This window comes from Pantoea sp. EKM103V, from assembly GCF_011800365.1.
Taxonomy (GTDB): domain Bacteria; phylum Pseudomonadota; class Gammaproteobacteria; order Enterobacterales; family Enterobacteriaceae; genus Pantoea; species Pantoea anthophila.
Genome location: NZ_JAALFQ010000005.1, coordinates 216,999 through 241,564 on the forward strand (window position 1 = coordinate 216,999; position 24,566 = coordinate 241,564).

The 24,566-nt window shown below is 58.5% G+C and carries 22 protein-coding genes; 15 read left to right on the forward strand and 7 right to left on the reverse strand.

Annotated elements, in window-relative coordinates; translation table 11 throughout:
• Positions 1-16 precede the first annotated feature (16 nt).
• Entirely contained in the window at positions 17-1,069 is a 1,053-nt protein-coding gene (locus HFD97_RS13235) for an AbrB family transcriptional regulator (RefSeq protein ID WP_111208478.1), read from the forward strand.
• On the opposite strand, the gene rarD is transcribed toward HFD97_RS13235, so the two are convergent.
• Both rarD and HFD97_RS13245 read right to left on the reverse strand, forming a co-directional pair.
• Positions 1,040-1,939, reverse strand: coding sequence for an EamA family transporter RarD (gene rarD, locus HFD97_RS13240; RefSeq protein ID WP_167429402.1), 900 nt, complete (start codon positions 1,937-1,939; stop codon positions 1,040-1,042). The two genes, HFD97_RS13235 and rarD, sit on opposite strands and share 30 nt — an antisense overlap.
• Before the next feature lie 20 nt (positions 1,940-1,959).
• Positions 1,960-2,430 (reverse strand): thioesterase family protein, encoded by a 471-nt coding sequence (locus tag HFD97_RS13245; protein ID WP_009088464.1) that lies wholly within the window; start codon positions 2,428-2,430, stop codon positions 1,960-1,962.
• A gap of 193 nt (positions 2,431-2,623) precedes the next feature.
• Here HFD97_RS13245 and pldA point away from each other — a divergent pair, with 193 nt between their 5' ends.
• The 4 genes from pldA to HFD97_RS13265 all read left to right on the forward strand — a co-directional run bounded on the left by pldA (position 2,624) and on the right by HFD97_RS13265 (position 6,995).
• On the forward strand, positions 2,624-3,502 hold the full coding sequence (gene pldA, locus HFD97_RS13250; RefSeq protein WP_009088467.1) for a phospholipase A: 879 nt from the start codon (positions 2,624-2,626) through the stop codon (positions 3,500-3,502).
• 24 nt (positions 3,503-3,526) lie between these two features.
• A complete protein-coding gene (recQ, locus tag HFD97_RS13255) occupies positions 3,527-5,353 on the forward strand; it encodes an ATP-dependent DNA helicase RecQ (protein WP_009088468.1) in 1,827 nt (608 codons plus the stop codon).
• Between the two features lie 12 nt (positions 5,354-5,365).
• The gene (gene rhtC / locus HFD97_RS13260) at positions 5,366-5,989 is read left to right on the forward strand and encodes a threonine export protein RhtC (protein ID WP_009088470.1); all 624 of its coding nucleotides are present in this window, start codon (positions 5,366-5,368) and stop codon (positions 5,987-5,989) included.
• 205 nt (positions 5,990-6,194) lie between these two features.
• Positions 6,195-6,995, forward strand: coding sequence for a DUF1460 domain-containing protein (locus tag HFD97_RS13265; protein WP_167432073.1), 801 nt, complete (start codon positions 6,195-6,197; stop codon positions 6,993-6,995).
• Between the two features lie 47 nt (positions 6,996-7,042).
• Here the strand turns inward: HFD97_RS13265 and rhtB are convergent, their stop codons facing one another.
• The gene (gene rhtB / locus HFD97_RS13270) at positions 7,043-7,666 is read right to left on the reverse strand and encodes a homoserine/homoserine lactone efflux protein (protein ID WP_003854387.1); all 624 of its coding nucleotides are present in this window, start codon (positions 7,664-7,666) and stop codon (positions 7,043-7,045) included.
• Between the two features lie 112 nt (positions 7,667-7,778).
• On the opposite strand from rhtB, the gene pldB reads away from it, so the two are divergent.
• Both pldB and yigL read left to right on the forward strand, forming a co-directional pair.
• Positions 7,779-8,771 (forward strand): lysophospholipase L2, encoded by a 993-nt coding sequence (gene pldB, locus HFD97_RS13275; RefSeq protein WP_009088474.1) that lies wholly within the window; start codon positions 7,779-7,781, stop codon positions 8,769-8,771.
• A 52-nt stretch (positions 8,772-8,823) separates the two neighbouring features.
• Positions 8,824-9,624 carry a sugar/pyridoxal phosphate phosphatase YigL gene (gene yigL, locus HFD97_RS13280; RefSeq protein ID WP_009088476.1) on the forward strand — a complete coding sequence of 267 codons (801 nt, stop codon included), beginning with the start codon at positions 8,824-8,826 and terminating at the stop codon, positions 9,622-9,624.
• A 46-nt stretch (positions 9,625-9,670) separates the two neighbouring features.
• Here yigL and glpT read toward each other — a convergent pair whose 3' ends face one another.
• Positions 9,671-11,011 carry a glycerol-3-phosphate transporter gene (gene glpT / locus HFD97_RS13285; protein WP_167432015.1) on the reverse strand — a complete coding sequence of 447 codons (1,341 nt, stop codon included), beginning with the start codon at positions 11,009-11,011 and terminating at the stop codon, positions 9,671-9,673.
• A gap of 373 nt (positions 11,012-11,384) precedes the next feature.
• Here glpT and HFD97_RS13290 point away from each other — a divergent pair, with 373 nt between their 5' ends.
• Positions 11,385-12,248, forward strand: a complete 864-nt coding sequence (locus tag HFD97_RS13290) for a carboxylate/amino acid/amine transporter (protein WP_033736487.1) — start codon at positions 11,385-11,387, stop codon at positions 12,246-12,248.
• 341 nt (positions 12,249-12,589) lie between these two features.
• Here the strand turns inward: HFD97_RS13290 and HFD97_RS13295 are convergent, their stop codons facing one another.
• Together HFD97_RS13295 and metR are read right to left on the reverse strand one after the other, a co-directional pair.
• The gene (locus HFD97_RS13295) at positions 12,590-13,069 is read right to left on the reverse strand and encodes a DUF1456 family protein (protein WP_009088484.1); all 480 of its coding nucleotides are present in this window, start codon (positions 13,067-13,069) and stop codon (positions 12,590-12,592) included.
• An 83-nt stretch (positions 13,070-13,152) separates the two neighbouring features.
• Positions 13,153-14,079 (reverse strand): HTH-type transcriptional regulator MetR, encoded by a 927-nt coding sequence (metR, locus tag HFD97_RS13300; protein ID WP_111208476.1) that lies wholly within the window; start codon positions 14,077-14,079, stop codon positions 13,153-13,155.
• A gap of 144 nt (positions 14,080-14,223) precedes the next feature.
• On the opposite strand from metR, the gene metE reads away from it, so the two are divergent.
• Positions 14,224-16,494: a 5-methyltetrahydropteroyltriglutamate--homocysteine S-methyltransferase gene (gene metE / locus HFD97_RS13305; RefSeq protein WP_167432014.1), complete on the forward strand. Its 2,271-nt coding sequence runs from the start codon at positions 14,224-14,226 to the stop codon at positions 16,492-16,494.
• A gap of 53 nt (positions 16,495-16,547) precedes the next feature.
• Here metE and HFD97_RS13310 read toward each other — a convergent pair whose 3' ends face one another.
• Entirely contained in the window at positions 16,548-17,381 is an 834-nt protein-coding gene (locus HFD97_RS13310) for a dienelactone hydrolase family protein (RefSeq protein ID WP_167432013.1), read from the reverse strand.
• Between the two features lie 303 nt (positions 17,382-17,684).
• On the opposite strand from HFD97_RS13310, the gene udp reads away from it, so the two are divergent.
• From udp to ubiB, 6 genes are all read left to right on the forward strand, one after another.
• Complete coding sequence (udp, locus tag HFD97_RS13315; RefSeq protein WP_167432012.1) at positions 17,685-18,446, forward strand: uridine phosphorylase; 762 nt, start codon at positions 17,685-17,687, stop codon at positions 18,444-18,446.
• Between the two features lie 77 nt (positions 18,447-18,523).
• Positions 18,524-19,792 carry a lipopolysaccharide assembly protein LapB gene (locus HFD97_RS13320; RefSeq protein WP_154929002.1) on the forward strand — a complete coding sequence of 423 codons (1,269 nt, stop codon included), beginning with the start codon at positions 18,524-18,526 and terminating at the stop codon, positions 19,790-19,792.
• An 85-nt stretch (positions 19,793-19,877) separates the two neighbouring features.
• Positions 19,878-21,377 (forward strand): DNA recombination protein RmuC, encoded by a 1,500-nt coding sequence (gene rmuC / locus HFD97_RS13325; RefSeq protein WP_058958187.1) that lies wholly within the window; start codon positions 19,878-19,880, stop codon positions 21,375-21,377.
• A gap of 75 nt (positions 21,378-21,452) precedes the next feature.
• Entirely contained in the window at positions 21,453-22,211 is a 759-nt protein-coding gene (gene ubiE / locus HFD97_RS13330; protein ID WP_009088499.1) for a bifunctional demethylmenaquinone methyltransferase/2-methoxy-6-polyprenyl-1,4-benzoquinol methylase UbiE, read from the forward strand.
• A gap of 11 nt (positions 22,212-22,222) precedes the next feature.
• Positions 22,223-22,828, forward strand: coding sequence for an SCP2 domain-containing protein (locus HFD97_RS13335; RefSeq protein WP_046100983.1), 606 nt, complete (start codon positions 22,223-22,225; stop codon positions 22,826-22,828).
• Positions 22,825-24,462, forward strand: coding sequence for a ubiquinone biosynthesis regulatory protein kinase UbiB (gene ubiB, locus HFD97_RS13340; protein ID WP_009088503.1), 1,638 nt, complete (start codon positions 22,825-22,827; stop codon positions 24,460-24,462). Before HFD97_RS13335 ends, ubiB begins: the two co-directional genes overlap by 4 nt.
• The last annotated feature ends 104 nt before the right edge of the window (positions 24,463-24,566 follow it).

Consider the following 24,566-nt stretch of genomic DNA (forward strand, 5'->3'; position numbering starts at 1 on the left):
CAAATAATTAACTTTTATGGACGCTTTATCCTTACGCGCGCAGTGGGCGCTGCTGCTGCTGGTGTCGGTCCTGCTGGGGACGCTGCTGCACCACTTTCAGGTGCCCGCGGCGCTGCTGCTGGGCCCGATGGTGGTCGGCGTGGTGATGGGGTTATCAGGCGCAACGCTGCGCATCGACAGGCGGTTGTTCCTGCTGGCGCAGGCGGTACTGGGCTGCATGATTGCACAGAGCCTGTCGCTGTCGATTCTGACGCCGCTGATTCAGGAGTGGCCGGTGGTGCTGGCGGTGCTGCTGCTGACCCTGGCGGCCAGCGGCGTATCGGGCTTTCTGCTGGTGCGCTTCAGTCAGCTGCCTGGCCCGACCGGTGCCTGGGGATCGTCACCGGGTGGCGCATCCGCCATGGTGGCGATGGCGGGCGACTTTGGGGCCGACGTGCGTCTGGTGGCGTTCATGCAGTATCTGCGGGTGCTGTTTGTCGCCTCGGCGGCGGCGCTGGTGGCACGTATCGGTCTGGGGGACGAGGCACACAGCGTCTCGCTGCTCTGGTTTCCCGCCCTGAATCGCGGCTTTGTCATCACGCTGGCAGTGATGCTGGCGGGCGCGTGGCTGGGCACCCGGCTGCGCATCCCGTCGGGGGCGCTGTTGCTGCCCGCGCTGGCGGGGGCAGCACTGAACGGCAGCGGTGTTGCGGTACTCCAGGTGCCGGAGTGGCTGCTGGCTCTGGCCTACGCGCTGATCGGCTGGAGTGTCGGGCTCCGGTTCACCCGTCCGATTTTCCTGCTGGCGCTGCGCACGCTGCCGCAGATGCTCGCCTCCATCTTCGGGCTGATGCTGTTATGTGGCGGGCTGGCGTGGATGCTGACGCAGATGCTGGATATCGATCTGATGACCGCCTATCTCGCCACCAGTCCGGGCGGGCTGGACACGGTGGCGATTATTGCCGCGGGCACCCAGGTCAACATGGCTTTTGTGATGGCGTTACAGACGCTGCGTCTGTTCACCATCCTGCTGACCGGTCCGGCGATGGCGCGCTTTATTTCACGCTACGCGCGCACGGGTGCGGAATGAAAACGCCACCGCATCACAGACAAACACCAGCAGCGCCAGCCAGATGAAGCCAAAGGTGACCATCTTGTCTGGCGTGATGGTTTCCCCGTAGAAAACGACCGCCAGGATAAACATCAGGGTCGGGCCGAGATACTGAAAGAAGCCAACCGTGGAGAGACGCAGCCGGCTGCAGGCCGCCGCAAACAGCATCAGCGGAATGGTGGTGATAATCCCTGCCGCGACCAGCCTGAGGTTGAGGCTCAGCGGGTTAGCGGAGAGATGGCTGGTGGGGCTGTCGGCAAAGCCGAACAGATAGATGGCCGCCAGGGGGAATAGCCACAGGGTCTCAATCAGCATGCCGCTCTGAGCATCGACCTGAATCTTTTTACGCACCAGACCATACAGGGCGAAGCTCAGCGCCAGCCCCAGCGCAATCACCGGCAGCGAACCGAACTGCCACAGCTGCACCAGCACGCCGAGGGTGGCCAGCAGCACCGCCAGCCACTGGAGACGGCGGAAACGCTCGCGCAGAAACAGCATGCCGAACACCACATTAATCAGCGGATTAATAAAGTAACCCAGGCTGGCTTCCAGCATATGCTGATTATTCACCGCCCAGATAAACAGCAGCCAGTTGCCGCCAATGGTCAGCGCGGTCAGCGCCAGCATCAGCACTTTTGCTGGCTGAGATAACACGCTGCGTACGACGGGCCAGCTGCGGCTCAGCGTAATCAGCAGCAGCATAAACAGCGCAGACCAGATAACCCGGTGCGTCATGATTTCCGTGGCCGGAACCTGCTTCACCAGTTTGAAGTAAGCCGGCGCGATGCCCCAGATAAAGTAAGCCCCCAGGGCGAAACCCACGCCCTGGCGGGTTTGTTGCGTATCCATATGAGATCCAGATGGCGTGCTTAGCCGATAAGATAGGTGGCGGTTGCCGTGGCGATATAGTCGCCCTGTTGGTTGTGCAGCTCGACGCGCGCCACGGCGACTTTGTTACCGGCACGCAGCAGGCTGCTGGTGGCAGTAAAGCGCTCGCCGCGTCCGGGGCGCAGATAGTCAACGCGCATATCGATGGTGCCCATGCGGGAGAGACGCTGGCGAAGCTCGGCTTCGCTGATGCTCTCCTGACGGGTCAGCGCGTTACTGACGCAGACCATACCAGCCGCCACATCCAGAACCGACGCGATCACCCCGCCATGCAGGATCTGTTGTGCCTGGTTGCCCACCAGCATGGTTTTGTTGGCAAAGCTGATTTCGGCGTAGTCCGCCTCCAGGCGCATCAGTTCCAGACCCAGCGCCTGATTGAAGGGCATGTGATAAACGAAAATTTCGCCGACCAGCTGGCGAGCGTCCTGCGGTGTCAGCACGGGTGATGACATGATGATGTGTCCTGAAAAAATCGGGCCAGAGGGGCGCGCAATCTGAATGAGTTGTGTATTCTATGCCGCCTGCGAGGGGGTTTCCAGTTTAAGAAATCAGCACTCTTGCTCACTGCCATTTGCGTGTAGAATGGCCTGCTTTTTACGACACCCTTTCAGTTGTTTTGATACGCAGCGCTCACCGGAGAATTTTATGCGTAAGCATCGCGCCTTGCTGGCGGCAATGTTGATAATTCCTGCGCTGGCGCAGGCAGATGAAGCTCAGATCAAAGAGGTTCATGACGCGCCACAGGTTCAGGGCAGCATCATTGCTAACCTGCTGGAGAAGCATGATAATCCGTTTGTTCTCTATCCTTACGAGAACAACTATCTGCTCTACACCTACACCAGCGACCTGAATAAAGAGGCGATCTCCTCCTATAACTGGGGAGAAAATGCCCGCAAAGATGAAGTGAAATTCCAGCTCAGCCTGGCGTTTCCGCTGTGGCGCGGTATTCTGGGTGATAACTCGGTGCTGGCCGCCTCTTACACCCAGCGCTCCTGGTGGCAGCTGTCGAATCGCGGTGAATCCTCGCCCTTCCGTGAGACCAATTATGAGCCGCAGATTTTCCTTGGCTGGGCCACGGATTATTCGCTGGGTGGCTGGACACTGCGGGATGTCGAACTGGGTCTGAATCATGAGTCTAACGGACGCAGCGATCCCACTTCGCGCAGCTGGAACCGCGTTTATGCGCGGCTGATGGCGGAGAACGGGAACTTCCTGGCGGAGATCAAACCCTGGTATCGCATCCCGGACGGGGCAAATAATGACGACAACCCCGATATCACCAAATATATGGGTTATTACCGCACCCGGCTGGGCTATAAGCTGGGCGACAGTATCTTCAGCGTTGAAGGCAACTATAACTGGAACAGCGGTTATGGCGGTGCGACGATGGCCTGGAGCTACCCAATCAGTGAGCATGTCCGCTTCTATACGCAGGTGTTCAGCGGCTACGGTGAATCACTGATCGATTACAACCATCGCCAGACGCGTCTGGGTGTGGGTGTAACGCTCAACGACTTGTTCTAATCCCTAACGTACGACAGGAATCGCGTGGCAACCTCGGCAGTTCTCAATCAGGAAGCGCTGGCGCAGCAGGTATTGCAGGATACCTTCGGCTACCAGCAGTTTCGTCCCGGTCAGCAGACGATCATCAATCAGGCGCTGAGCGGGCGCGATTGTCTGGTGGTCATGCCCACCGGCGGCGGTAAATCGCTCTGCTATCAGATCCCGGCGCTGGTGCGCGAAGGCCTGACGCTGGTAGTCTCGCCGCTGATCTCACTGATGAAAGATCAGGTCGATCAGCTGCTGGCAAACGGCGTAGCCGCGGCGTGTCTCAACTCCACCATGACGCGCGAACAGCAGCAGACGGTGATGGCTGACTGCCGCACCGGTCGGGTGAAGCTGCTCTATATCGCCCCTGAACGCCTGATGATGGATAACTTCCTCGACAATCTGGCACACTGGCAGCCCGTGATGCTGGCGGTGGATGAGGCGCACTGTATCTCGCAGTGGGGGCACGATTTCCGTCCGGAATATGGCGCGCTGGGCCGGTTGCGTGAACGCTTCCCGGAGGTGCCGGTGATGGCGCTGACCGCGACCGCCGATGAAACCACCCGTAACGACATCGTTAACCTGCTGCACATGCAGGACCCGCTGATCCAGATCAGCAGCTTCGACCGTCCCAATATCCGCTACACCCTGGTGGAAAAATTTAAGCCCACCGATCAGCTGCTGCGCTACGTTCAGGATCAGCGCGGCAAGTGCGGCATTATCTACTGCAACAGCCGGGCGAAGGTGGAAGACACCGCCGCGCGCCTGCAGAGCCGGGGGCTGAGCGTCGGGGCCTATCATGCCGGTATCGACAGCGAACAGCGCGCCAGAGTGCAGGAAGCGTTTCAGCGTGACGATCTGCAAATCGTGGTGGCGACGGTGGCCTTTGGGATGGGCATCAACAAGCCCAACGTCCGGTTTGTGGTTCACTTTGATATCCCGCGCAACATCGAATCCTATTACCAGGAAACCGGCCGTGCCGGCCGTGATGGCCTGCCCGCCGAGGCGATGATGCTTTACGACCCGGCAGATATGGCCTGGCTGCGTAAGTGTCTGGAAGAGAAAGTGCCGGGGCCGCTGCAGGATATTGAACGCCATAAGCTCAACGCCATGGGCGCGTTTGCGGAGGCGCAGACCTGCCGCCGCCTCGTGCTGCTCAACTACTTTGGTGAGGGGCGCCAGCAGCCGTGCGATAACTGCGATATCTGTCTCGATCCGCCTAAACGGTATGATGGTCTGGTCGAGGCGCAGAAGGCGCTCTCCGGCATCTACCGCGTGGGACAGCGTTTCGGCATGGGCTATATCGTGGAGGTGCTGCGCGGCTCCAACAATCAGCGTATCCGGGAACAGGGCCATGACAAACTGCCGGTCTATGGACTCGGCAAAGATCAGAGTCACGAGCACTGGGTCAGCGTGTTGCGTCAGTTGATCCATCTGGGGCTGGTCACGCAGAACATTGCCATGCATTCGGCGCTGCAGCTGACCGAAGCCGCCCGCCCGGTGCTGCGCGGTGAAGTCCCCCTGATGCTGGCGGTGCCACGCCTGATTACCGCGAAGACGAAGAGCAGCAGTCCGGCGAAGTTTCACGGTGGCAACTACGATCGCAAGCTCTTTGCCAAGCTGCGTAAGCTGCGAAAAGCGATCGCCGATGAAGAGAATATTCCGCCTTACGTGGTGTTCAATGACGCCACACTGATTGAAATGGCAGAACAGATGCCGGTCAGCGCGTCAGAGATGCTCAGCGTCAATGGCGTGGGTCACCGCAAACTGGAGCGCTTTGGCAAACCTTTCCTGGTGATGATCAAAGAGCATCTCGATGAAGAGTAAAGGACACTGATTATGCTGATGTTATTTGCCACTGTGGCGCTGGTACACCTGGTGGCGCTGATGAGCCCCGGCCCGGATTTCTTTTTCGTCTCACAGACGGCTGCCAGCCGCTCACGCAAAGAGGCGATGATGGGCGTGCTGGGCATTACGCTCGGTATCGTTGTCTGGGCGGGGGTGGCGCTGATGGGGCTGCATCTGATTCTGGAGAAAATGGCCTGGCTGCATCAGATCATCATGGTCGGTGGCGGACTCTATCTGCTGTGGATGGGCTGGCAGCTGATGGGCTCGGCACGTCAGCGCCATAAACAGCCGCAGCAGGATGAGCCGGTGGTCGAGCTGCCAAAACGCGGCATGAGCTTCCTCAAAGGGCTGCTGACGAATCTCTCAAATCCCAAAGCGATTATCTACTTCGGCAGCGTCTTCTCGCTGTTTGTCGGGGATGATGTCGGCGCGACGGAGCGCTGGGGTCTGTTCCTGCTGATCATCGCGGAAACTTTTGCCTGGTTTGCGCTGGTGGCGGCAATCTTTGCCCTGCCGTGGATGCGTGCGAAATATCAGCGCCTGGCAAAATGGGTGGATGGTATGGCAGGGGTACTCTTTGCCGGTTTCGGCATCCATCTGATTATCTCCCGCTAAGCATCGCGGATGCCGGCGTGCACGAGGCGCGTCCGGCATGGCTCTCACCTCCCATCGTCTCTTCCTCATGTGACAGCGATCACACTCTGCTTCACCGTTTATCCCGTTACCTTAACCGTCACTCAATCGTCACCCGGTGTTAATCTACCGAGGCATCACCTCTGGTAAGGTCGGTAACCGGGCATATTTTTGCAGGAACAGGATGATGAGAATGAAAGCGCTGCTGCTGCTGTTAATGAGTGCGGGCATCAGCGCCTGCGCGTCACCGGCGGCGACCCGTTATCCGGCATCGCAGTCGATCCGGACGGATAAGGTGACGTCGATGCTGGCGCAGCTTCCTGCGCCCGGCCTGCCGCAGGGTGACAGGATTAGCCGGATCTCTGCGGCTTTTCTCGGGACACCTTATCAGGCCCATACGCTGATCGGCTCGCCTGCGACGCCCGAAGCGCTGGTGATCAACCTCTACGGGGTAGACTGCTTTACGCTGCTGGATTATGTGCAGGCGCTGAGCCAAAGCCACGATCGCCCCAGCTTTGAAGCCAGCCTTATCCGCACCCGTTATCGGGATGGCGAGGTCAGCTACCTGAAACGGCGCCACTTTTTTTCTGACTGGGCTGCTGACAGCCCGCCGATTGCCGATGACGTCACCCGCACACTGAGCCCGGCGGCGGTGACGGTGATGAAACCACTCAATCGTCAGGCCAGCGGAACAGAAAAAGTGCCGGGTCTGGGCGTGATGCCGCGTCCGATCACTTACATTCCGGCCCGCGCCCTTACGCCCCGGCTGCTTGACCAGATTCAGAATGGCGATTATGTCGGGGTTTATACGCCCGCGGCGGGGCTGGATGTCTCACATGTGGGGATTGCCGTCCGGCACGATGGCCGGTTGTGGTTCAGGAACGCCTCCTCGCGGGCTGAAAACCGCCGGGTTGTCGATGCGCCGTTCAGGGAATATATGCGGTCAGTGCCGGGCATCATCGTGCTGCGTGCCGTGCCGGCGGTGTGATGAGAGAGAAGCGATCGCGCCAGCCCTGGCGGGCCGGCGCGTCAGGATCAGGCGATCTTCCTGGCGCTGGCCAGCAGGGCGCCGACCGCCATAAACAGTCCGCCGAAAATACGGTTCATGAGCTTCATCTGTTTTGGCCCTTTAATCCAGCCCGCAATGCGGGTCGCCAGCGTGGCGTAGCCAATCATCACGATGATATCGACCACTACGGTCGTCACGCCCAGCACCAGATACTGCATAAAGAGTGGCTGATGCGGCTGAATAAATTGCGGGAAGAGCGCCGCCAGAAAGACGATGCTTTTGGGGTTGGTCAGGTTCACCAGCACGGCACGTTTGAACAGGCGACGGCGCGGCATCGCTTTAGCGACCGCGTCCAGGTCGATACCGCCCGCTGAGCGCCACTGCTGAATACCCAGCCAGACCAGATAGGCCGCACCGGCCCATTTCAGAATCTCAAAGGCGAGCAGCGACTGGGAAAACAGCGCCCCCAGCCCGATGCCTACCAGCACGATATGCAGCGCCAGCCCGACCTGCAGGCCGGAGATGGAGGCCACCGTGCCGCGATAGCCGTGGCTGATGCCGGTACTCATGGTGTTAATCGCGCCGGAGCCGGGCGACAGGCTGAGAATTGTGGTGGTGAGCAGATAGGTCAGCCACCATTCGATGGTCATGGGTTGCGCTCTCTTTAGGGGCGGAAGTGTGACACAATACGCCAGAAATAAGCGCGGCGCTACGGCCTGCGTACGGCAACAGGGACTCTTTATCCGGTCATCAGGAGGGCGAATGAATCCACACAAAGCCAGCTGGCTGCGACGCGAAAAAGCCTTTGCTGCCTTTGCAACCGGTCCGCTGCTCGACTTCTGGCACAGCCGTGAAGAGCGTGAGTTTACCGGCGTCGGCAATCTGACATTGCGTTACGTCCGGTTCACGTCACCGAAACACACGCGTGTCATCCTGATTGTGCCCGGCCGCATCGAGAGTTACATCAAATACCCCGAGCTGGCCTACGATCTGTTTCACTGTGGCTTCGATGTGGTGATCCTCGATCATCGCGGCCAGGGGCGCTCCGATCGTCTGCTGGAGGACTCACACCGCGGCCACGTGGTGGAATTTACCCACTATGTCGACGATCTCGAAACCCTCTATCTGAAAGAGATCGTCAGCGGTCACTATCAGCAGCGTTATGCGCTGGCTCACTCGATGGGGGGCGCAATATTAACGCTGTTTCTGGCGCGGCAGCCGCAGGCTTTTCATGCGGTTGCCCTGGTGGCCCCGATGTTTGGTATTGCGCTGCCGTTGCCTGCTTTCCTGACCCACCGGATACTCGACTGGGCGGAGAAACGACCGGCGGTGCGCGATGGCTATGCGCTCGGCACCGGACGCTGGCGCGCGCATCCGTTTGGCATCAACCGGCTGACGCACAGTGCTGAGCGTTACCGGCGTAACCTGCGCTTTTATGCTGATGATCCGGCGATTCGCGTTGGCGGGCCGACCTATCACTGGGTGCGCGAAGGCATCCATGCCGGTCGCAACATCATCAGCCAGGTGGATAAGATCACCACGCCGCTGCTGCTGTTACAGGCCAGCGAGGATCGGGTGGTCGATAACCGTTCGCAGGACCTGTTTTGTGCCGCGATGGCTGCGGCGGGTCATCCGTGTGAGGGCAACACGCCGCGGGTGATCAACGGCGCGCGTCATGAGATCCTGTTTGAAAAAGACGCGATGCGTGCCGAAGCGCTCAATGCAGTGGTCGACTTCTTTTCAGCGCATCACTGACGTTATTTATCCGACCGGCGAAAGCCGGCAGACTCCGATACCCGAGGTTTTCATGTACCACATCGTTGCATCCGACCTGGATGGCACGCTGCTTTCTCCCGAACATCGCCTGACCCCATTTGCACGCGAAACGCTGCAGCAGCTGGTCGCCAGAGATATCCACTTCGTTTTCGCGACCGGCCGCCATCATATCGATGTCGGACAGATGCGCGACAGCCTGGCGATTCCGGCTTATATGATCACTTCAAACGGCGCGCGCGTTCACAACGCGGCGGGCGAACTGGTCTTCAGTCACAATCTGGATGCCGACATCGCCAGCGATCTGTTTGGCCTGCAATATCATCACAACGAAATCCTGACTCACGTCTACCGGGATGATGAGTGGTTTGTCAGCCGCTCAAGTCCGGCGGAACAGGATTACTTCCGCGAGTCGGTGTTCAATTATCAGGTCTATGAGCCAGGTCTGCTGCCAACCGATAACATCAGCAAAGTCTTCTTCACCTGCGAAAACCCTGAACATCTGATCCCGATGGAGCAGGCCATTGAAGCGCGCTGGGGTGATCGCGTTAACGTCAGCTTCTCATTGCCCACCTGTCTGGAGGTCATGGCGGGCGGCGTGTCGAAGGGGCATGCGCTGGAAGCCGTGGCGAAGCAGCTGGGTCATTCGCTGCAAAGCTGTATCGCCTTCGGCGACGGCATGAACGATGTGGAGATGCTGAGCATGGCGGGCAAGGGCTGTATCATGCAGAACGCTCATCAGCGGCTGAAAGATACGCTGCCGGCGCTGGAAGTGATTGGATCGAATGCGGATGATGCGGTGCCGCAGACGCTGCGCGCACTCTACCTCGCATAAGTAGTTGAATGAAAAGGGCCGGTTATCCGGCCCTTTTTTTATGCCGTCAGGCGATTTTCTGTTTGTGTCTGTGTTCGCTGACCATGGTCAGGAGCAGCAGAATAACGGCGAGCACGCAGCCTGCGATCATCACCAGGAAGCCCCCATCCCAGCCGAAGTAGTCGACGGTGTAACCGACAATGGCGCTGGCGGCCACCGAGCCTCCCAGGTAGCCGAACAGGCCGGTAAAGCCCGCTGCCGTTCCTGCCGCTTTTTTCGGGGCCAGCTCCAGCGCGTGCAGACCAATCAGCATCACCGGACCGTAGATCAGGAAGCCAATCACGATCATACAGGCCATATCGACGCCGGGGTTACCCGCCGGATTGAGCCAGTAGATGATGGTCGCGACGGTGACCAGCGTCATAAAGAACACCCCGGTCGCCCCCCGATTGCCGCGGAACACCTTATCCGACATCCAGCCGCAGAGCAGCGTCCCCGGTATCCCCGCATATTCATACAGGAAGTAGGCCCAGGAGGACTTATCCAGCGTGAAGTGTTTCACCTCTTTGAGATAGGTCGGAGACCAGTCGAGGATGCCGTAGCGCAGCAGATAGACAAACACGTTGGCCAGCGCGATGTACCACAGCAGCCTGTTCGGCAGCACGTACTTCATGAAGATCTGCTTTGCTGTCAGCTCCTCTTCATGGCTGGCATCGTAGTCGGGCGGATAGTCGTTTTTATACGCTTCAATCGGCGGCAGGCCACAGGATTGCGGGGTATCGCGCATCAGCGCAAAGGCCAGAATCGCAATGGCAATCGCGCCAAAAGCGGGCATGTAGAGCGCCGCTTTCCAGTCGTTAAACCACGCCATGCCCAGCAGAAACAGCAGCGGGGGGATACCGCCGCCCACATTATGGGCGCAGTTCCAGACCGAGACGATCCGGCCGCGCTCCTTCTGTGACCACCAGTGAACCATGGTGCGTCCGCACGGCGGCCAGCCCATCCCCTGAAACCAGCCGCAGATAAACAGCAGTACAAACATCACCATGATGCTGGAGGTCGCCCAGGGCACAAATCCCATGATCAGCATCACCGCCGCGGCCAGAATCAGGCCAGCCGGCAGGAAGACGCGCGGGTTTGAGCGGTCCGACACCGATCCCATGATGAATTTTGAAAAGCCGTAGGCGATGGAGATGCCCGACAGGGCAAACCCTAAGTCGCCCCGCGAAAAACCCTGCTCGACCAGATAGGGCATCGCGAGCGCAAAGTTTTTTCTGACCAGATAGTAGGCGGCATAACCGAAGAAGATCCCGATGAAAATTTGCCAGCGCAGACGACGGTAGAGGGGATCGACACGATCCTCTGCCACCTGTGGCTGGCGTGGCGCAGGTTTAAAAATGCTCAGCATCAGTGAGGCCCTCCAGGGCACATTATGGTTTTTGAATTCCCGGCAGGTTGAAGCAGGAAAAGAGGAGAAAATGGCCATCCGATGTTCCATTTCGCGCAAAGAATAGTGTTAGTTGCGCAGCGTTACTGTGATGAATGACACATTTGTTACAGTTTTATTACAGTTGAGAGCGAAAGTGTTCACCTGATGGATCATTTCGCGCATTTTGTCTGGCGGAAAAGCGGTTCTGTCGACAGTTATGTCAGTCTGTGTAAACGGTCTGCTGCCTAAAGATTCTGATCGAATGTTTTATAGTCACATGTCAACCAGATTTCACAGCCTGATGGCAGCACATTGTTTACACTGGCGGCCTGTTAATTTCAGGGTCATGACCGTGTTCTTATTAATTATTACCACTATTCTGTGGGCCTTTTCGTTCAGTCTGATTGGCGAATACCTTGCCGGGCAGGTGGACAGCTGGTTTTCCGTGCTGATGCGTCTGGCGCTGGCTGCGCTGGTCTTCCTGCCTTTCCTGCGCTGGCGCGGCTACCGCCCTTCAACGCTGCTGCTTTATATGCTGGTGGGGATGCTGCAGCTCGGGGTGATGTATCTGCTGAGTTTTGAAGCCTATCTCTATCTGAGCGTTTCAGAATTCCTGCTGTTTACGGTGATGACGCCGCTGTATGTGACGCTGATTTACGATCTGATCAGCCGTCGTCCGCTGCGCATCGGTTATGTGTTCAGTGCGCTGCTGGCGGTGGCCGGTGCGGCGATTATCCGTTATGACAAAGTCAGCGATCATTTCTGGTTCGGGCTGCTGTTAGTGCAGCTGGCAAACATCTGTTTTGCGGCGGGAATGGTTGGGTATAAGCGTCTGCAGGAGACCCGTCCGATGCCGCAGCACACCGCCTTCTCCTGGTTCTATCTGGGTGCGGTCGTGATTGCCGTGATCGCGTGGTGCGCCTGGGGTAATCCGCAGAAGTTACCGACCACCTCACTGCAGTGGGGTATTCTGGTCTGGCTGGGCGTTGCGGCTTCCGGTCTGGGCTATTTTATGTGGAACTATGGTGCAACGCAGGTCGATGCCGGCACGCTGGGCATTATGAATAACATGCACGTTCCCGCCGGGCTGCTGGTGAATCTGGCAATCTGGCAGGAGAAACCGCACTGGCCGAGCTTTATTGCGGGTGCGCTGGTGATCCTCGCCTCGCTGTGGGTGCATAAGCGCTGGGTGGTGGGGCGCAGCAGCCGATCTTAAAGGAGAATCGCACCTAATCAGTGGCTGTGGGTCAGGTGAGGCCTCCCGGGCTGGCGCGTCCGATCGCGAAGGAATCTCACCTCCCTGTGGATCGGCCGGGCCATCCCTGGCCCGGACGCTTCGCTCTTCTGACGCGCCAGCCCATGAGGCGTGACAGCCTCATCGCTGTTAAATGCGTGGCTCATCGCTGTTAAATGCGTGGCTCAGTGCGAGCATGAAGGAGGGAATGGCGGGCTGAGAAGTAAAGCGTCCGCCGCATGGATGCGGCGGTCGAGGCTCCAGGGATGGATTCACGCCGTCTTTACGCAGCAGCCCGCCATTTCCGACTGGATGGCACGTTATCAGGCAGGCTTATCACTCTTCGGACGCTGGATCATCGCCAGCCCTTTCAGGAAGTTACGCAGAATCTGATCGCCACACTCGCGGTAGTTCTTATGGTCAGGCTTGCGGAAAATCGCCCCTACTTCCGCCTGCGACACGGTAAAGTTTGCGCGCTTCAGCACGTCAGGAATGTCGGTCGTTTTCAGATCGAACGCGATACGCAGTTTCTTCATAAAGATGTTGTTATTCATTTTGCGCTCGATCGACGGGGCAGGCGCCTCTTCGCTTTTACCACGACGGTAAAAAATCAGGCCATTCAGAAAATAACCCATCAGCACATCAGGGCAGGGACGGAACGCGGCGTCGTCATCTTTTTTCAGCCACGCCTGAACATCCGTCTCGGGTACCTCACATTCCGCCAGCGCAAAAATCTTCACCATTCCGGCATCGCTCAGATTAAGCATGTAGCGCACGCTGCGCAGAATATCGTTATTAGTCATGGTGAGATCTTCTCATGGTCAGTCGACAGGCTGCGCATTATAGGGGATTTTGCCAGCGTTCGCGCAGGTTTGTGCCCGACCGGTTACCGCTGCAACACCGCACCGGGCAGCGCAGCATCACGCACAAACGGCAGATGCTCACAGGCGTGCTGACGGGCGAAACGGATAAAGGCTTCCAGCACCGGCTGCCGCTGTTCACCTTCGCGCACGGCGGCGTAAAGACGACTCCAGAGCCCCTCACCCAGCGTGCGGGTCACGACCAGACCCTGCTTCTCAAAACTCTCCACCACCCAGTGCGGCAGCGCCGCGATACCCATGCGCGCGGAAACCATCTGAATCATCAGCAGGGTGTTATCGACACTTTTCAGTGCCGGGCTGACGCCAGCAGGCTGCAGGAAGTGACGCCAGATATCCAGACGCTGACGCTGCACCGGATAGATCATCAACACCTCATCAGCCAGATCTTCCGGGGCAATCTGCTCCACCTGCGCCAGCGGATGATCCGTTGCCAGCACCAGCCGCACTTCATAATCAAACATCGGGGAGTAGAACAGGCCGGAGCGCGCCAGAATATCGGAGGTCAGCACCACATCCAGCTCACCCTGCTGCAGAGCGGGCTGAGGATCAAAGGTCACGCCCGATTTGAAATCCATCACCACCTGCGGCCAGCTCTGACGGAATTTATCCAGCGCGGGGGTCAGCCACTGAATACAGCTATGACACTCGATCGCCACCCGCAGCGTGGTCTGATGCGGCTCATGGCACGCCTGCAGGGCCTGCTGGATCTGCGGCAACACCTGCTCTGCCAGCTGCAGCAGAATATCGCCCTGCGGCGTAAACCGCAGCGGCTGACTTTTACGCACGAACAGGCGGAATCCCAGCCGCTGCTCCAGGTCGCTGAACTGATGAGAGAGCGCCGATTGTGTCTGGTGAAGCTGGGCCGCCGCCGCCGCCAGCGATCCCGTATTGCGCAGAGCCTGAAGCGTCCGCAGGTGCTTGAGTTCGATCATGAGGGTCCTTCACATCGAAAATGAACATATTGCGCTTGAGCCACATACAGTACCCGCAGATTATAGCAGTGTAAACATCTGGACGGCTAAACCTCTCTGGCTGCCTGTAAAAGCCAGCGTGAAAGATTATCTGGAGAACAGCACATGACTATCCTGAACCACACCCTCGGCTTTCCCCGTATTGGCCTGCGCCGGGAACTGAAAAAAGCACTGGAGCAGTACTGGGCGGGTGATATTTCGCAGCAGGACTTACTGGCGGTGGGCCGTGAACTGCGGGCCCGCCACTGGCAACAGCAGAAAGCGGCGGGTGTCGATCTGCTGCCGGTCGGCGATTTTGCCTGGTACGATCATGTGCTGACCACCAGCCTGATGCTGGGCAACGTGCCCGCACGCCATCAGAACCCGGAGGGCAGCGTTGACCTGGACACCCTGTTCCGCCTGGGCCGCGGTCGAGCCCCCAGCGGGGAACCCGCCGCCGCGGCAGAGATGACCAAATGGTTTAACACCAACTATCACTACATGGTGCCGGAATTTACCCGGGGACAGGGGTTTAAACTGACCTGGACGCAGCTGCTGGACGAGGTCGATGAGGCGCTGGCACTGGGTCACAACATCAAGCCGGTGCTGCTGGGGCCGGTAACCTATCTGTGGCTGGGTAAAGTGAAAGGTGAGCCGTTCGAGCGCCTGTCGCTGCTGGAGGCGATTCTGCCCGTCTACCAGCAGGTGCTGGCAGAAATGGCCAGACGGGGCATCGAATGGGTGCAGATTGATGAACCGGCCCTGGCCCTGGAACTGCCGCAGGCGTGGCGCGACGCCTTTAAACCGGCGTATGACGCGCTGCAGGGTCACAGCAGACTGCTGCTGACCACCTACTTTGCCAGCATCGGACAGAACATTGAGGTGATTCGCGCACTGCCGGTGCAGGGCCTGCATGTCGATCTGGTTCATGGCCACGATGACCTCCAGCAGCTGAATCAGCAACTGCCCGCCAGCTGGCTGCTGTCACTCGGGGTGATCAACGGGCGTAACGTCTGGCGCGCCGATCTCAGCCGCTGGTACAGCCGTCTGCAACCGGTGATTGCACAGCGGGAACAAGTCTGGATCGGCTCCTCCTGCTCACTGCTGCACAGCCCGATCGATCTCAGCGTGGAAACCCGTCTGGATGATGAGGTCAAAAGCTGGTTCGCTTTCGCCCTGCAGAAGTGTGCTGAACTTTCGCTGCTCACTCACGCACTGAACCAGAACGATGCGGCGTCGCTGGAGGCCTGGAGTACCCCGGTGCGCGCCCGTGCGCACTCGCGCCGCGTGCACAATGCCGCAGTGGGCCAGCGTCTGCAGGCCATCACGCCACAGCTCAGTCAGCGCCAGCGCGCCTATTCTGAGCGGGCTGCCCTGCAGCGTCAGCGTTTCAGACTGCCGGCCTGGCCCACCACCACCATCGGCTCTTTTCCACAGACCACCGAGATCCGTGGCCTGCGCCTCGACTTTAAGCAGGGCCGTCTCGACAGCAGCCACTATCGCACCGGCATCGCGGCACATATCAGGCAGGCCATTACCGAACAGGAGCGGCTGGGGCTGGATGTGCTGGTTCACGGTGAAGCGGAACGCAACGACATGGTGGAGTATTTTGGCGAGCATCTGGAGGGATTTTTCTTCACCCAGAACGGCTGGGTGCAGAGCTACGGTTCCCGCTGTGTGAAACCGCCGGTCATCATCGGGGATATCAGCCGGCCGGCGGCGATCACCGTGGAGTGGGCCAGCTATGCGCAGTCGCTGACCGACAAGCCGGTAAAAGGGATGCTGACCGGCCCGGTTACTATCCTCTGCTGGTCATTCCCGCGTGAAGATGTGTCGCGGGAAACCCTCGCAAAGCAGATCGCGCTGGCGCTGCGTGATGAAGTGAAAGATCTGGAGAAGGCGGGGATCGGGATTATTCAGATAGATGAACCGGCTCTGCGTGAAGGCCTGCCTTTGCATCAGTCGGAGTGGGCCGCCTACCTGACCTGGGCGGTAGAGGCGTTCCGGCTTACCGCGGCTGTGGCGCAGGATGACACACAGATTCACACCCATATGTGTTACTGCGAGTTCAACGACATCATGGATGCCATTGCGGCGCTGGATGCGGATGTCATCACCATTGAAACCTCGCGCTCCGATATGGAGCTGCTGGAATCGTTTGAGCATTTCGACTATCCGAATGAAATCGGCCCCGGCGTCTATGACATTCACTCGCCTAACGTTCCCAGCGTTGAGTGGATAGAGGCCCTGCTGCAGAAGGCCGCACAACGGATTCCGGCAGCGCGTCTGTGGGTAAACCCGGACTGCGGCCTGAAAACGCGCGGCTGGACGGAAACACGTCAGGCGCTGGCCAATATGGTGACGGCGGCGAAGAAACTGCGTGGTGAGACGGCGTAGGGGAGCGGGGCCGGGTGGCAAAAAACAGGGGCGCATACGCGCCCCTTTTTCAGTTACTGCGAGGTCACACCATATTGTCTGAACCAGGTCAGCATCCGCTGCCAGCCATCCTGAGCCGATTCCGCATGGTAGCTCGGGCGGTAGTCTGCATTAAACGCATGACCCGCTTCGGGATAGACGATGATCTCGGCGGTGGCATTGGCGGCATGCAGCGCCTGTCGCATCTGCTCGACGCTCTCCAGCGGGATGCTCTCGTCCTGTCCGCCATAGAGTCCTAAAACCGGCGCGTTGAGCGCGACGGCAATATCAATCGGGTGCTTCTGCTGCTTCAGGGTGCGGTCGCCGGTCAGCCGTCCATACCAGGCCACGGCGGCGCGCAGCTGCGGATTGTGCGCGGCGTAGAGCCAGCTGATGCGGCCACCCCAGCAGAAACCGGTAATGCCCATGCGGCGGATATCGCCGCCGTTGCGTGCGGCCCAGTTGGCGGCATGGTCCAGGTCAGCCAGCACCTGAGTATCCGGCACTTTACTGACCAGCTCGCTGAACAGCGTCGGGATATCATGATACTCAGAGGGATCGCCCTCGCGGAAATAGAGCTCCGGTGCAATCGCCAGATAGCCTTCCAGCGCCAGACGGCGGCAGATATCCCGGATGTGTTCGTGCACACCAAAGATCTCCTGCACCACCAGTACGACGGGTAAAGGACCTTCCGCTGACTGCGGTTTTGCAAAATAGGCCGGCATGTTTTCGCCCTGACTGGGCACGGAAGTCTCACCTGCGTGAATGGCCGGACTACCGGTAATAATGGTGGTGTCGGCGGTGGGCTGCACGGCTGGCGCAAAGCCGCCCGTCGCCGGTTTTTGTGGCAAAGTATCACTGGGTTTCATTATTCTCTCCGTGCAAGCATTGGCGCAATCACGTAACTATAGCCTGGCCCGAAAGCGTGCGTACCAGGTGTCGGGTAACAGAATCAGCAGCGAACAAACGCATCCACCTCTTTAACATTGCCCTGACCCCGACACAGCCCCGCCGGTCGTTATCCGGGCGAAGAAGATGTTAATGTGTGATTAATGTCGCATTTTTTATTCCGGTAAATGTAACTTTCATTTTCTTAAGTGAATGCTGTCACATATTTATCGGGCGTGCTGGCGTAGAGTGGCGCGCTATCATCCCTTAACAGGAGTCTGCAAATGACACAGTCTGACGTTTTCCATCTTGGCCTGACGAAAGCCGATCTGCAGGGCGCCACCCTGGCGATTGTGCCGGGCGACCCGGAGCGCGTGAAGAAAATTGCCGGACTGATGGAAGATGCCACGCATCTCGCCTCACACCGTGAATTTACCTCCTGGCTGGCAAAACTGGATGGCAAGCCGGTGGTTGTCTGTTCAACCGGCATCGGCGGCCCTTCGACCTCGATTGCGGTAGAAGAGCTGGCTCAGCTTGGCGTGCGCACCTTCCTGCGCGTCGGCACCACGGGTGCCATTCAGCCACATATCAACGTCGGCGATGTGCTGGTCACGACCGCCTCCGTGCGCCTGGATGGCGCCAGCCTGCATTTCGCGCCGATGGAGTTCCCGGCGGTGGCTGACTTCGGCTGTACCACTGCGCTGGTGGCGGCTGCAGAAGCCTGTGGCGCCACCACCCATATCGGCATTACCGCCTCTTCCGACACCTTCTATCCGGGCCAGGAGCGCTACGACACCGTCTCAGGCCGCGTCGTCAGCCATTTCAAGGGATCGATGAAAGAGTGGCAGGAGATGGGTGTCCTCAACTATGAGATGGAATCCGCTACACTGTTAACCATGTGCGCCAGCCAGGGCCTCCGCGCCGGTATGGTGGCAGGCGTCATTGTGAACCGTACGCAGAAAGAGATCCCTGATGCGGTCACCATGAAACAGACAGAAAGCGACGCAGTGAAGATTGTGGTCGAAGCGGCGCGTCGCTTGCTGTAGACCGCGTCAGGCCGCGGGCCCCTATCGGGCCTGCTGCTGTATAGGGCGCGTCATTTCAGTGAAACCTGAGAAGGCTTATGCGCAATACACTTCCTGTCCGACGACCGGCATTCAAAGCCGATCCCGCCGCTCTTAATGCCCGGCTGGAACGCGGTGCCGAACGCTTCCGTGCCGCCATGCAGCAGGGTGACTATGCACAGGCCGCCCAGTGCTGCGAAGAGGCGCTGCGCTATCTGCCTCAGCAGATGCAGGTGCTGAGCGACTATGCACTCTGTCTGCTGCGTCTGGGTCAGTACCAGAAGTCCTATAAAATCTATCAGAAGATCGCACACTCTCCGCCCGCGGTGCGCAGCACCGCCTCTGAAACCTGGCTGGATGGCCTGACGGAAGTCTGTGGCTGGCTGAATAAGCCGGATGAGGTGGCGCGCTATGGTCTGGCGTCGCTGATGCAGTCCGATGCGCGTTTCAGTCAGGGGCAGCGCGTGGCGTTTCCCGCTCCCCAGCCCGAACCTGCCGATCTCACACAGCCGCACCAGAATGTCATTGCCTTCAGCCTGTATGGCGACCAGCCGCGCTACTGCGAAACCCTGATTAAAAATGTCGAAGTCGCACCTGAACTCTATCCCGGCTGGGTCTGCCGCATCTACCTTGACGACAGCGTGCCGCAGCATGTCTGGCAGCGACTGGACCAGCCGCATGTGCAACGGGTCGATATGTCGCATGAGAAAACCCTGTTTCCCACCCTGTGGCGTTTTCTGGTGATGGACGATCCTGGCGTGAAGCGCTTTATCGTCCGCGATGCCGACTCGCTGCTCTCAGAGCGCGAAGCGGCGGCGGTCAGCGCCTGGCTGGCTTCACCTTACTGGTTCCACCATATGCGTGACTACTTTTCCCACACCGAACTGCTGCTGGCAGGGATGTGGGGCGGCTGTCATGGCGTCTTTCACAACGTGGAACAGGCGATGCGTGATTTTATTGCGCACTACCGGGGGAGCGAACGCTTCACCGATCAATATTTCCTCAAAGTGGCGTTGTGGCCGACAGTACGTGAAAGCGTGCTGAATCATGATGAACTGTTTCATTTTCATCAGGCCCGGCCGTGGCCTGCCCATGCGCCGGTGCGCTGGCAGACGCCGCAGTTCCACGTGGGCAGCAATGCCGGCTTTGCCAGTATGACCGGGAAAGCCAGTGTGGCCGACGGCAGCAGACAGCGCGTGGCGATCACCGCGGGCGAAACCACCTGGCACTATCTGGCGCAGGTTAAGCAGGGTGAGTGGCTGTTGCCGATGCCCTTTTTTCTGATTGAGGAGTGGCAGGCGGGAAGGGTGACAGTGACCGCGCTCTAAGTTGCTGAGCGCGAATAAATTTATCTGGACATTCATACAGTGCGACTCTACCTTTTTCCTCAGCAGCGTAAGTCGCGGGGAAATCATGGATCAGCACATCATCATCAGTATCTGTCTGGCGCTTGCCGGGGTCGGGATCGGCTGGATGCTGGCACAGCTTCGTGCCGGGCACCAGGCCGCCAGTTTCCAGACTGAGCGCCGTCTGCAGCAGGAGGCGCAGCAGCGTCAGCAGCAGCAGACTGAACAGCTTCAGCAGCAAATCCGGGAGCGGGAACAGGAGCTGCGTCAGCTGCACGGTGCCCTGAGCGGAGCCACGGAGCGGCTGCAGCAGCTCGACTACTGGCGCAATGAAAGTGAGCAGCTCAATCGCGAGCTGCGCAATCAGCTGGAGGTCAACAGCGCGCAGGAAGCGGAGCTGCGTGAGGTGACCATCCGTCTGGAGGAGACCCGTTTTGCCGCCGAGGAGAAGCAGCGCCTGCTGACCAACAGCGAGCAGCGTCTCAGCGCCCAGTTTGAAAACCTCGCCAACCGCATTTTCGAAAGCAGCGGCCGTCGCGTCGATGAGCAGAACCGTCAAAGCCTGGATAGCCTGATTGGCCCGTTACGTGAACAGCTGGATGGCTTTCGTCGTCAGGTGCATGAAAGCTTTGGCGCAGAGGCGCGTGAACGTCACACCCTGACCCACGAAATCCGTCAGCTTCAGCAGCTGAATGCGCAGATGGCGCAGGAGGCGCTCAACCTGACCAAAGCCCTGAAGGGCGACAATAAAATCCAGGGTAACTGGGGGGAAGTGGTCCTGAGCCGGGTGCTTGAAGCCTCCGGGCTGCGTGAAGGCTATGAATATGAAACGCAGGTCAGCATTCAGTCTGAACAGCAGGGCAGGATGCAGCCGGATGTGATTGTGCGGCTGCCGCAGGGCAAAGATGTGGTGGTGGACGCCAAGATGACGCTGGTGGCCTATGAGCGCTACTTCAATGCGGATGATGAGATCGAACGTGAACAGGCGATTCAGGAGCATGTCAGCGCCATGCGGGCCCATATCCGCCTGCTGGGACGAAAAGATTATCAACAATTGCCCGGTTTACGCTCGCTGGATTATGTGTTGATGTTCATTCCGGTTGAACCGGCCTTTTTACTGGCGATCGACCGCCAGCCTGAGCTGATTAGCGAGGCGCTGCAGCAGAATATTATGCTGGTCAGCCCCACCACGCTGCTGGTGGCGTTACGGACCATCAATAATTTGTGGCGCTATGAGCACCAGAGCCGCAATGCACAGCGTATTGCCGATCGGGCCGCACGCCTCTATGACAAGATGCGGCTGTTTGTGGATGACATGAGCGGTATTGGTCACAGTCTGGACAAAGCGCAGAACAGCTATCGCGAGGCGATGAAAAAGCTGGCAGAGGGGCGCGGTAACCTGATTGCGCAGACGGAAGGCTTCCGTGCGCTGGGCGTTGAAATCAAACGGCCGATCAATCCTCAGCTGGCCGAACGGGCTATGCCGGAAAACCGGATGGCAGATGATGACAGGGATGATGAGGATGCGGATGACAGTGACAGGCGTGTGAGACGCCTCCACGAATAGTATGGGCGCAGCGTGCCTGACTTCCGTGACTCTGATACACTTCGGAAAGTATTGTTTGTGGAGCAGGTAAAACCGATGGCAGATGAATCACAGCAGGAAACCACCCATTTTGGCTTTCAGACGGTCGCCAAAAGCGAAAAAGCTGACAAAGTCGCGGATGTGTTTCACTCCGTAGCGGCAAAATATGACCTGATGAACGATTTGATGTCCTTTGGCGTCCATCGTATCTGGAAGCGCTTTACCATCGACAGCAGCGGTGTTCGCCGCGGTCAGCGTGTGTTGGATCTGGCGGGAGGCACCGGCGATCTGACGGCAAAATTCTCTCGTCTGGTGGGTGACACCGGTCAGGTGGTACTGGCGGATATCAACAGTTCCATGCTGAAGATGGGCCGCGAAAAGCTGCGCAATCAGGGTGTGGTGGGCAACGTCAGTTACGTGCAGGCCAACGCAGAAGCTCTGCCTTTCCCTGATAACTACTTCGACTGCATCACCATCTCCTTTGGTCTGCGCAACGTCACGGAAAAAGAGAAGGCGCTGGCCTCCATGTTCCGGGTGCTTAAGCCGGGCGGACGCCTGCTGGTGCTGGAGTTCTCTAAGCCAGTGCTGGACCCGCTGAGCAAAGCGTATGACGCCTATTCGTTCCACATTCTGCCGCGTATCGGCCAGCTGGTGGCGCAGGATGCTGAGAGCTACCGCTATCTCGCCGAATCGATCCGTATGCATCCCGATCAGGAGACGCTGAAGGCGATGATGAATGATGTCGGCTTTGAAAATACCACTTACTCCAACATGACTGGCGGCATCGTGGCGCTGCATCGTGGATTTAAGTTCTGAGTGAGATGGTGATGAACCTGACTCCTTTGATTACGGCGGGCATGGAGACGGCGCTGAACCGTATTCTGTACCGCGATCGCGGCCTTAAGCCGGCGCGGCAACGTCTGAATGGCAAAGTCCTGACACTGCGCCTGAATGAGTTCTCGTCTCCCCTGGTGCTGGTGTTCAGTGAACAGCAGCTGGACGTGTTAGCTGACTGGCAGGACCGCAGCGACTGCACGGTGATCACCTCGCTGAAAAGTCTGCCAAAGCTGCGCGATCGCCAGCAGCTGACGCCGCTGATTCGCAGCGGTGAACTGCAGGTAGAGGGCGATCTGCAGGTGGTGCAGCAGTTCTCGGCGCTGATGGATCTGGCTGAGCTGGATCCGGCGGAATATCTGGCTCCCTGGGTGGGCGACATCGCCGCGCAGGGCATCAGTCAGCGGGCACAGCAGGCTTTCCGCTTTTTCAAAGGTGAAGCAGCGCGTCGTCAGGGATATCTCGGACAGGCCATGACCGAAGAGTGGCGTGTTGCGCCTGGCTCACTGGAACTGGCCTGGTTTTCTGAGGAGGTCGACGCGATGGAACGTTCGCTTGAGGCGCTTGATGCGCGTCTGGCGCAGCTGGAGGCAAAATGAGTTTAGGAGAGATCCGCCGCTTATATCTGATCATGAAGGTGTTTTTGACCTATGGCCTTGATGAACTGATCCCGCAGACACGTCTCACTTTCCTGTTCCGCCTGTGGCGTCGCTCAATTTTCTGGATCCCCAATCTGCACCAGCATGAACCGACCGGTGCGCGTATGCGTATGGCGATGGAGCAGCTGGGGCCGGTCTGGATCAAGTTTGGTCAGATGCTGTCAACGCGCCGGGATCTCTTCCCGCCGCTGATCGCCGATCAGCTGGCGATCCTGCAGGACCGTGTGGCGCCCTTTGATGGCGTCAAAGCGAAAGCACAGATTGAAGCCTCAATGGGCGCACCCATCGAGACCTGGTTTGATGATTTTGACATTAAGCCGCTGGCGTCTGCGTCGATTGCGCAGGTTCATACCGCCACGCTGAAATCTAACGGCAAAAAAGTGGTGATCAAAGTGATCCGCCCCGACATTTTGCCGGTGATCAAAGCGGATATGAAGCTGATCTATCGCCTGGCGCGCTGGGTTCCGCGTCTGCTGCCGGATGGCCGTCGTCTGCGTCCGGTCGAAGTGGTGCGCGATTATGAGAAAACCCTGCTTGATGAGCTGAACCTGTTACGCGAAGCCGCCAACGCCATTCAGTTACGCCGCAATTTTGAAGAGAGCCGTATGCTCTATGTACCGGAAGTCTATTCCGACTATTGCAGCGAAACCATGATGGTGATGGAGCGCATTTACGGTATCCCGATTTCCGACGTTGCGACGCTGGAGCGCCACGGCGTGAACATGAAGCTGCTGGCCGAACGGGGTGTCCAGGTCTTCTTTACCCAGGTCTTCCGCGACAGCTTCTTCCACGCAGATATGCATCCGGGCAATATTTTTGTCAGCTATGAACACCCGGAAGATCCGCAATATATCGGTATCGACTGCGGCATCGTGGGGTCGCTGAACAAAGAAGATAAGCGTTATCTGGCGGAAAACTTTATCGCGTTCTTCAACCGTGACTATCGCAAGGTTGCCGAGCTGCACGTTGATTCCGGCTGGGTACCGCCCGATACCAACGTCGAAGATTTCGAGTTTGCTATTCGCACGGTGTGTGAGCCGATTTTTGAAAAGCCGCTGGCTGAGATCTCGTTCGGGCATGTGCTGCTGAACCTGTTCAACACCGCGCGTCGCTTTAATATGGAAGTGCAGCCGCAGCTGGTGCTGCTGCAAAAAACGCTGCTTTATGTGGAAGGCATTGGCCGTCAGCTCTACCCACAGCTCGACCTGTGGAAAACGGCCAAACCCTTCCTGGAAGAGTGGATCAAGGATCAGGTGGGTATCCCCGCCATTATCCGTGCGGTCAAAGAGAAAGCGCCGTTCTGGGCTGAAAAGCTCCCGGAGCTGCCAGAACTCTTTTACGACAGCATGCGCCAGCACAAGCTTTTACGGCACAGCGTCGATAAATTAGTGGGCGATCTCAATGCGCAGCGCGTCCGTCATCATCAGGCGCGTTATCTGTTTGGCGTCGGTGCCACACTGCTGCTAAGCGGAACGGCAGTTCTGCTCACCCGACCGGACTGGGATCTCTTTCCGGCGGTTCTGATGGCGGCAGGAATCGTTTCATGGCTAATCGGCTGGCGTAAGACAAACTGATTGTCACGTCTGTTTAAAAAAAGGTAATGTCGCTGGCTAAAGCCCGGCTAAAAAGGGCACTCTGTCCTGCATTACCTTATCGTTTTCACAGAATATTAGAGGCT

Excerpts from the sequence above, each read along its gene's own strand:
- HFD97_RS13235 (WP_111208478.1), top strand. The coding sequence starts at position 17 with ATGGACGCTTTATCCTTACGCGCGCAGTGGGCGCTGCTGCTGCTGGTG.
- rarD (WP_167429402.1), bottom strand. The coding sequence starts at position 1,939 with ATGGATACGCAACAAACCCGCCAGGGCGTGGGTTTCGCCCTGGGGGCT.
- HFD97_RS13245 (WP_009088464.1), bottom strand. The coding sequence starts at position 2,430 with ATGTCATCACCCGTGCTGACACCGCAGGACGCTCGCCAGCTGGTCGGC.
- pldA (WP_009088467.1), top strand. The coding sequence starts at position 2,624 with ATGCGTAAGCATCGCGCCTTGCTGGCGGCAATGTTGATAATTCCTGCG.
- rhtC (WP_009088470.1), top strand. The coding sequence starts at position 5,366 with ATGCTGATGTTATTTGCCACTGTGGCGCTGGTACACCTGGTGGCGCTG.
- HFD97_RS13265 (WP_167432073.1), top strand. The coding sequence starts at position 6,195 with ATGAGAATGAAAGCGCTGCTGCTGCTGTTAATGAGTGCGGGCATCAGC.
- rhtB (WP_003854387.1), bottom strand. The coding sequence starts at position 7,666 with ATGACCATCGAATGGTGGCTGACCTATCTGCTCACCACCACAATTCTC.
- pldB (WP_009088474.1), top strand. The coding sequence starts at position 7,779 with ATGAATCCACACAAAGCCAGCTGGCTGCGACGCGAAAAAGCCTTTGCT.
- yigL (WP_009088476.1), top strand. The coding sequence starts at position 8,824 with ATGTACCACATCGTTGCATCCGACCTGGATGGCACGCTGCTTTCTCCC.
- glpT (WP_167432015.1), bottom strand. The coding sequence starts at position 11,011 with ATGCTGAGCATTTTTAAACCTGCGCCACGCCAGCCACAGGTGGCAGAG.
- HFD97_RS13295 (WP_009088484.1), bottom strand. The coding sequence starts at position 13,069 with ATGACTAATAACGATATTCTGCGCAGCGTGCGCTACATGCTTAATCTG.
- metR (WP_111208476.1), bottom strand. The coding sequence starts at position 14,079 with ATGATCGAACTCAAGCACCTGCGGACGCTTCAGGCTCTGCGCAATACG.
- metE (WP_167432014.1), top strand. The coding sequence starts at position 14,224 with ATGACTATCCTGAACCACACCCTCGGCTTTCCCCGTATTGGCCTGCGC.
- HFD97_RS13310 (WP_167432013.1), bottom strand. The coding sequence starts at position 17,381 with ATGAAACCCAGTGATACTTTGCCACAAAAACCGGCGACGGGCGGCTTT.
- udp (WP_167432012.1), top strand. The coding sequence starts at position 17,685 with ATGACACAGTCTGACGTTTTCCATCTTGGCCTGACGAAAGCCGATCTG.
- HFD97_RS13320 (WP_154929002.1), top strand. The coding sequence starts at position 18,524 with ATGCGCAATACACTTCCTGTCCGACGACCGGCATTCAAAGCCGATCCC.
- rmuC (WP_058958187.1), top strand. The coding sequence starts at position 19,878 with ATGGATCAGCACATCATCATCAGTATCTGTCTGGCGCTTGCCGGGGTC.
- ubiE (WP_009088499.1), top strand. The coding sequence starts at position 21,453 with ATGGCAGATGAATCACAGCAGGAAACCACCCATTTTGGCTTTCAGACG.
- HFD97_RS13335 (WP_046100983.1), top strand. The coding sequence starts at position 22,223 with ATGAACCTGACTCCTTTGATTACGGCGGGCATGGAGACGGCGCTGAAC.
- ubiB (WP_009088503.1), top strand. The coding sequence starts at position 22,825 with ATGAGTTTAGGAGAGATCCGCCGCTTATATCTGATCATGAAGGTGTTT.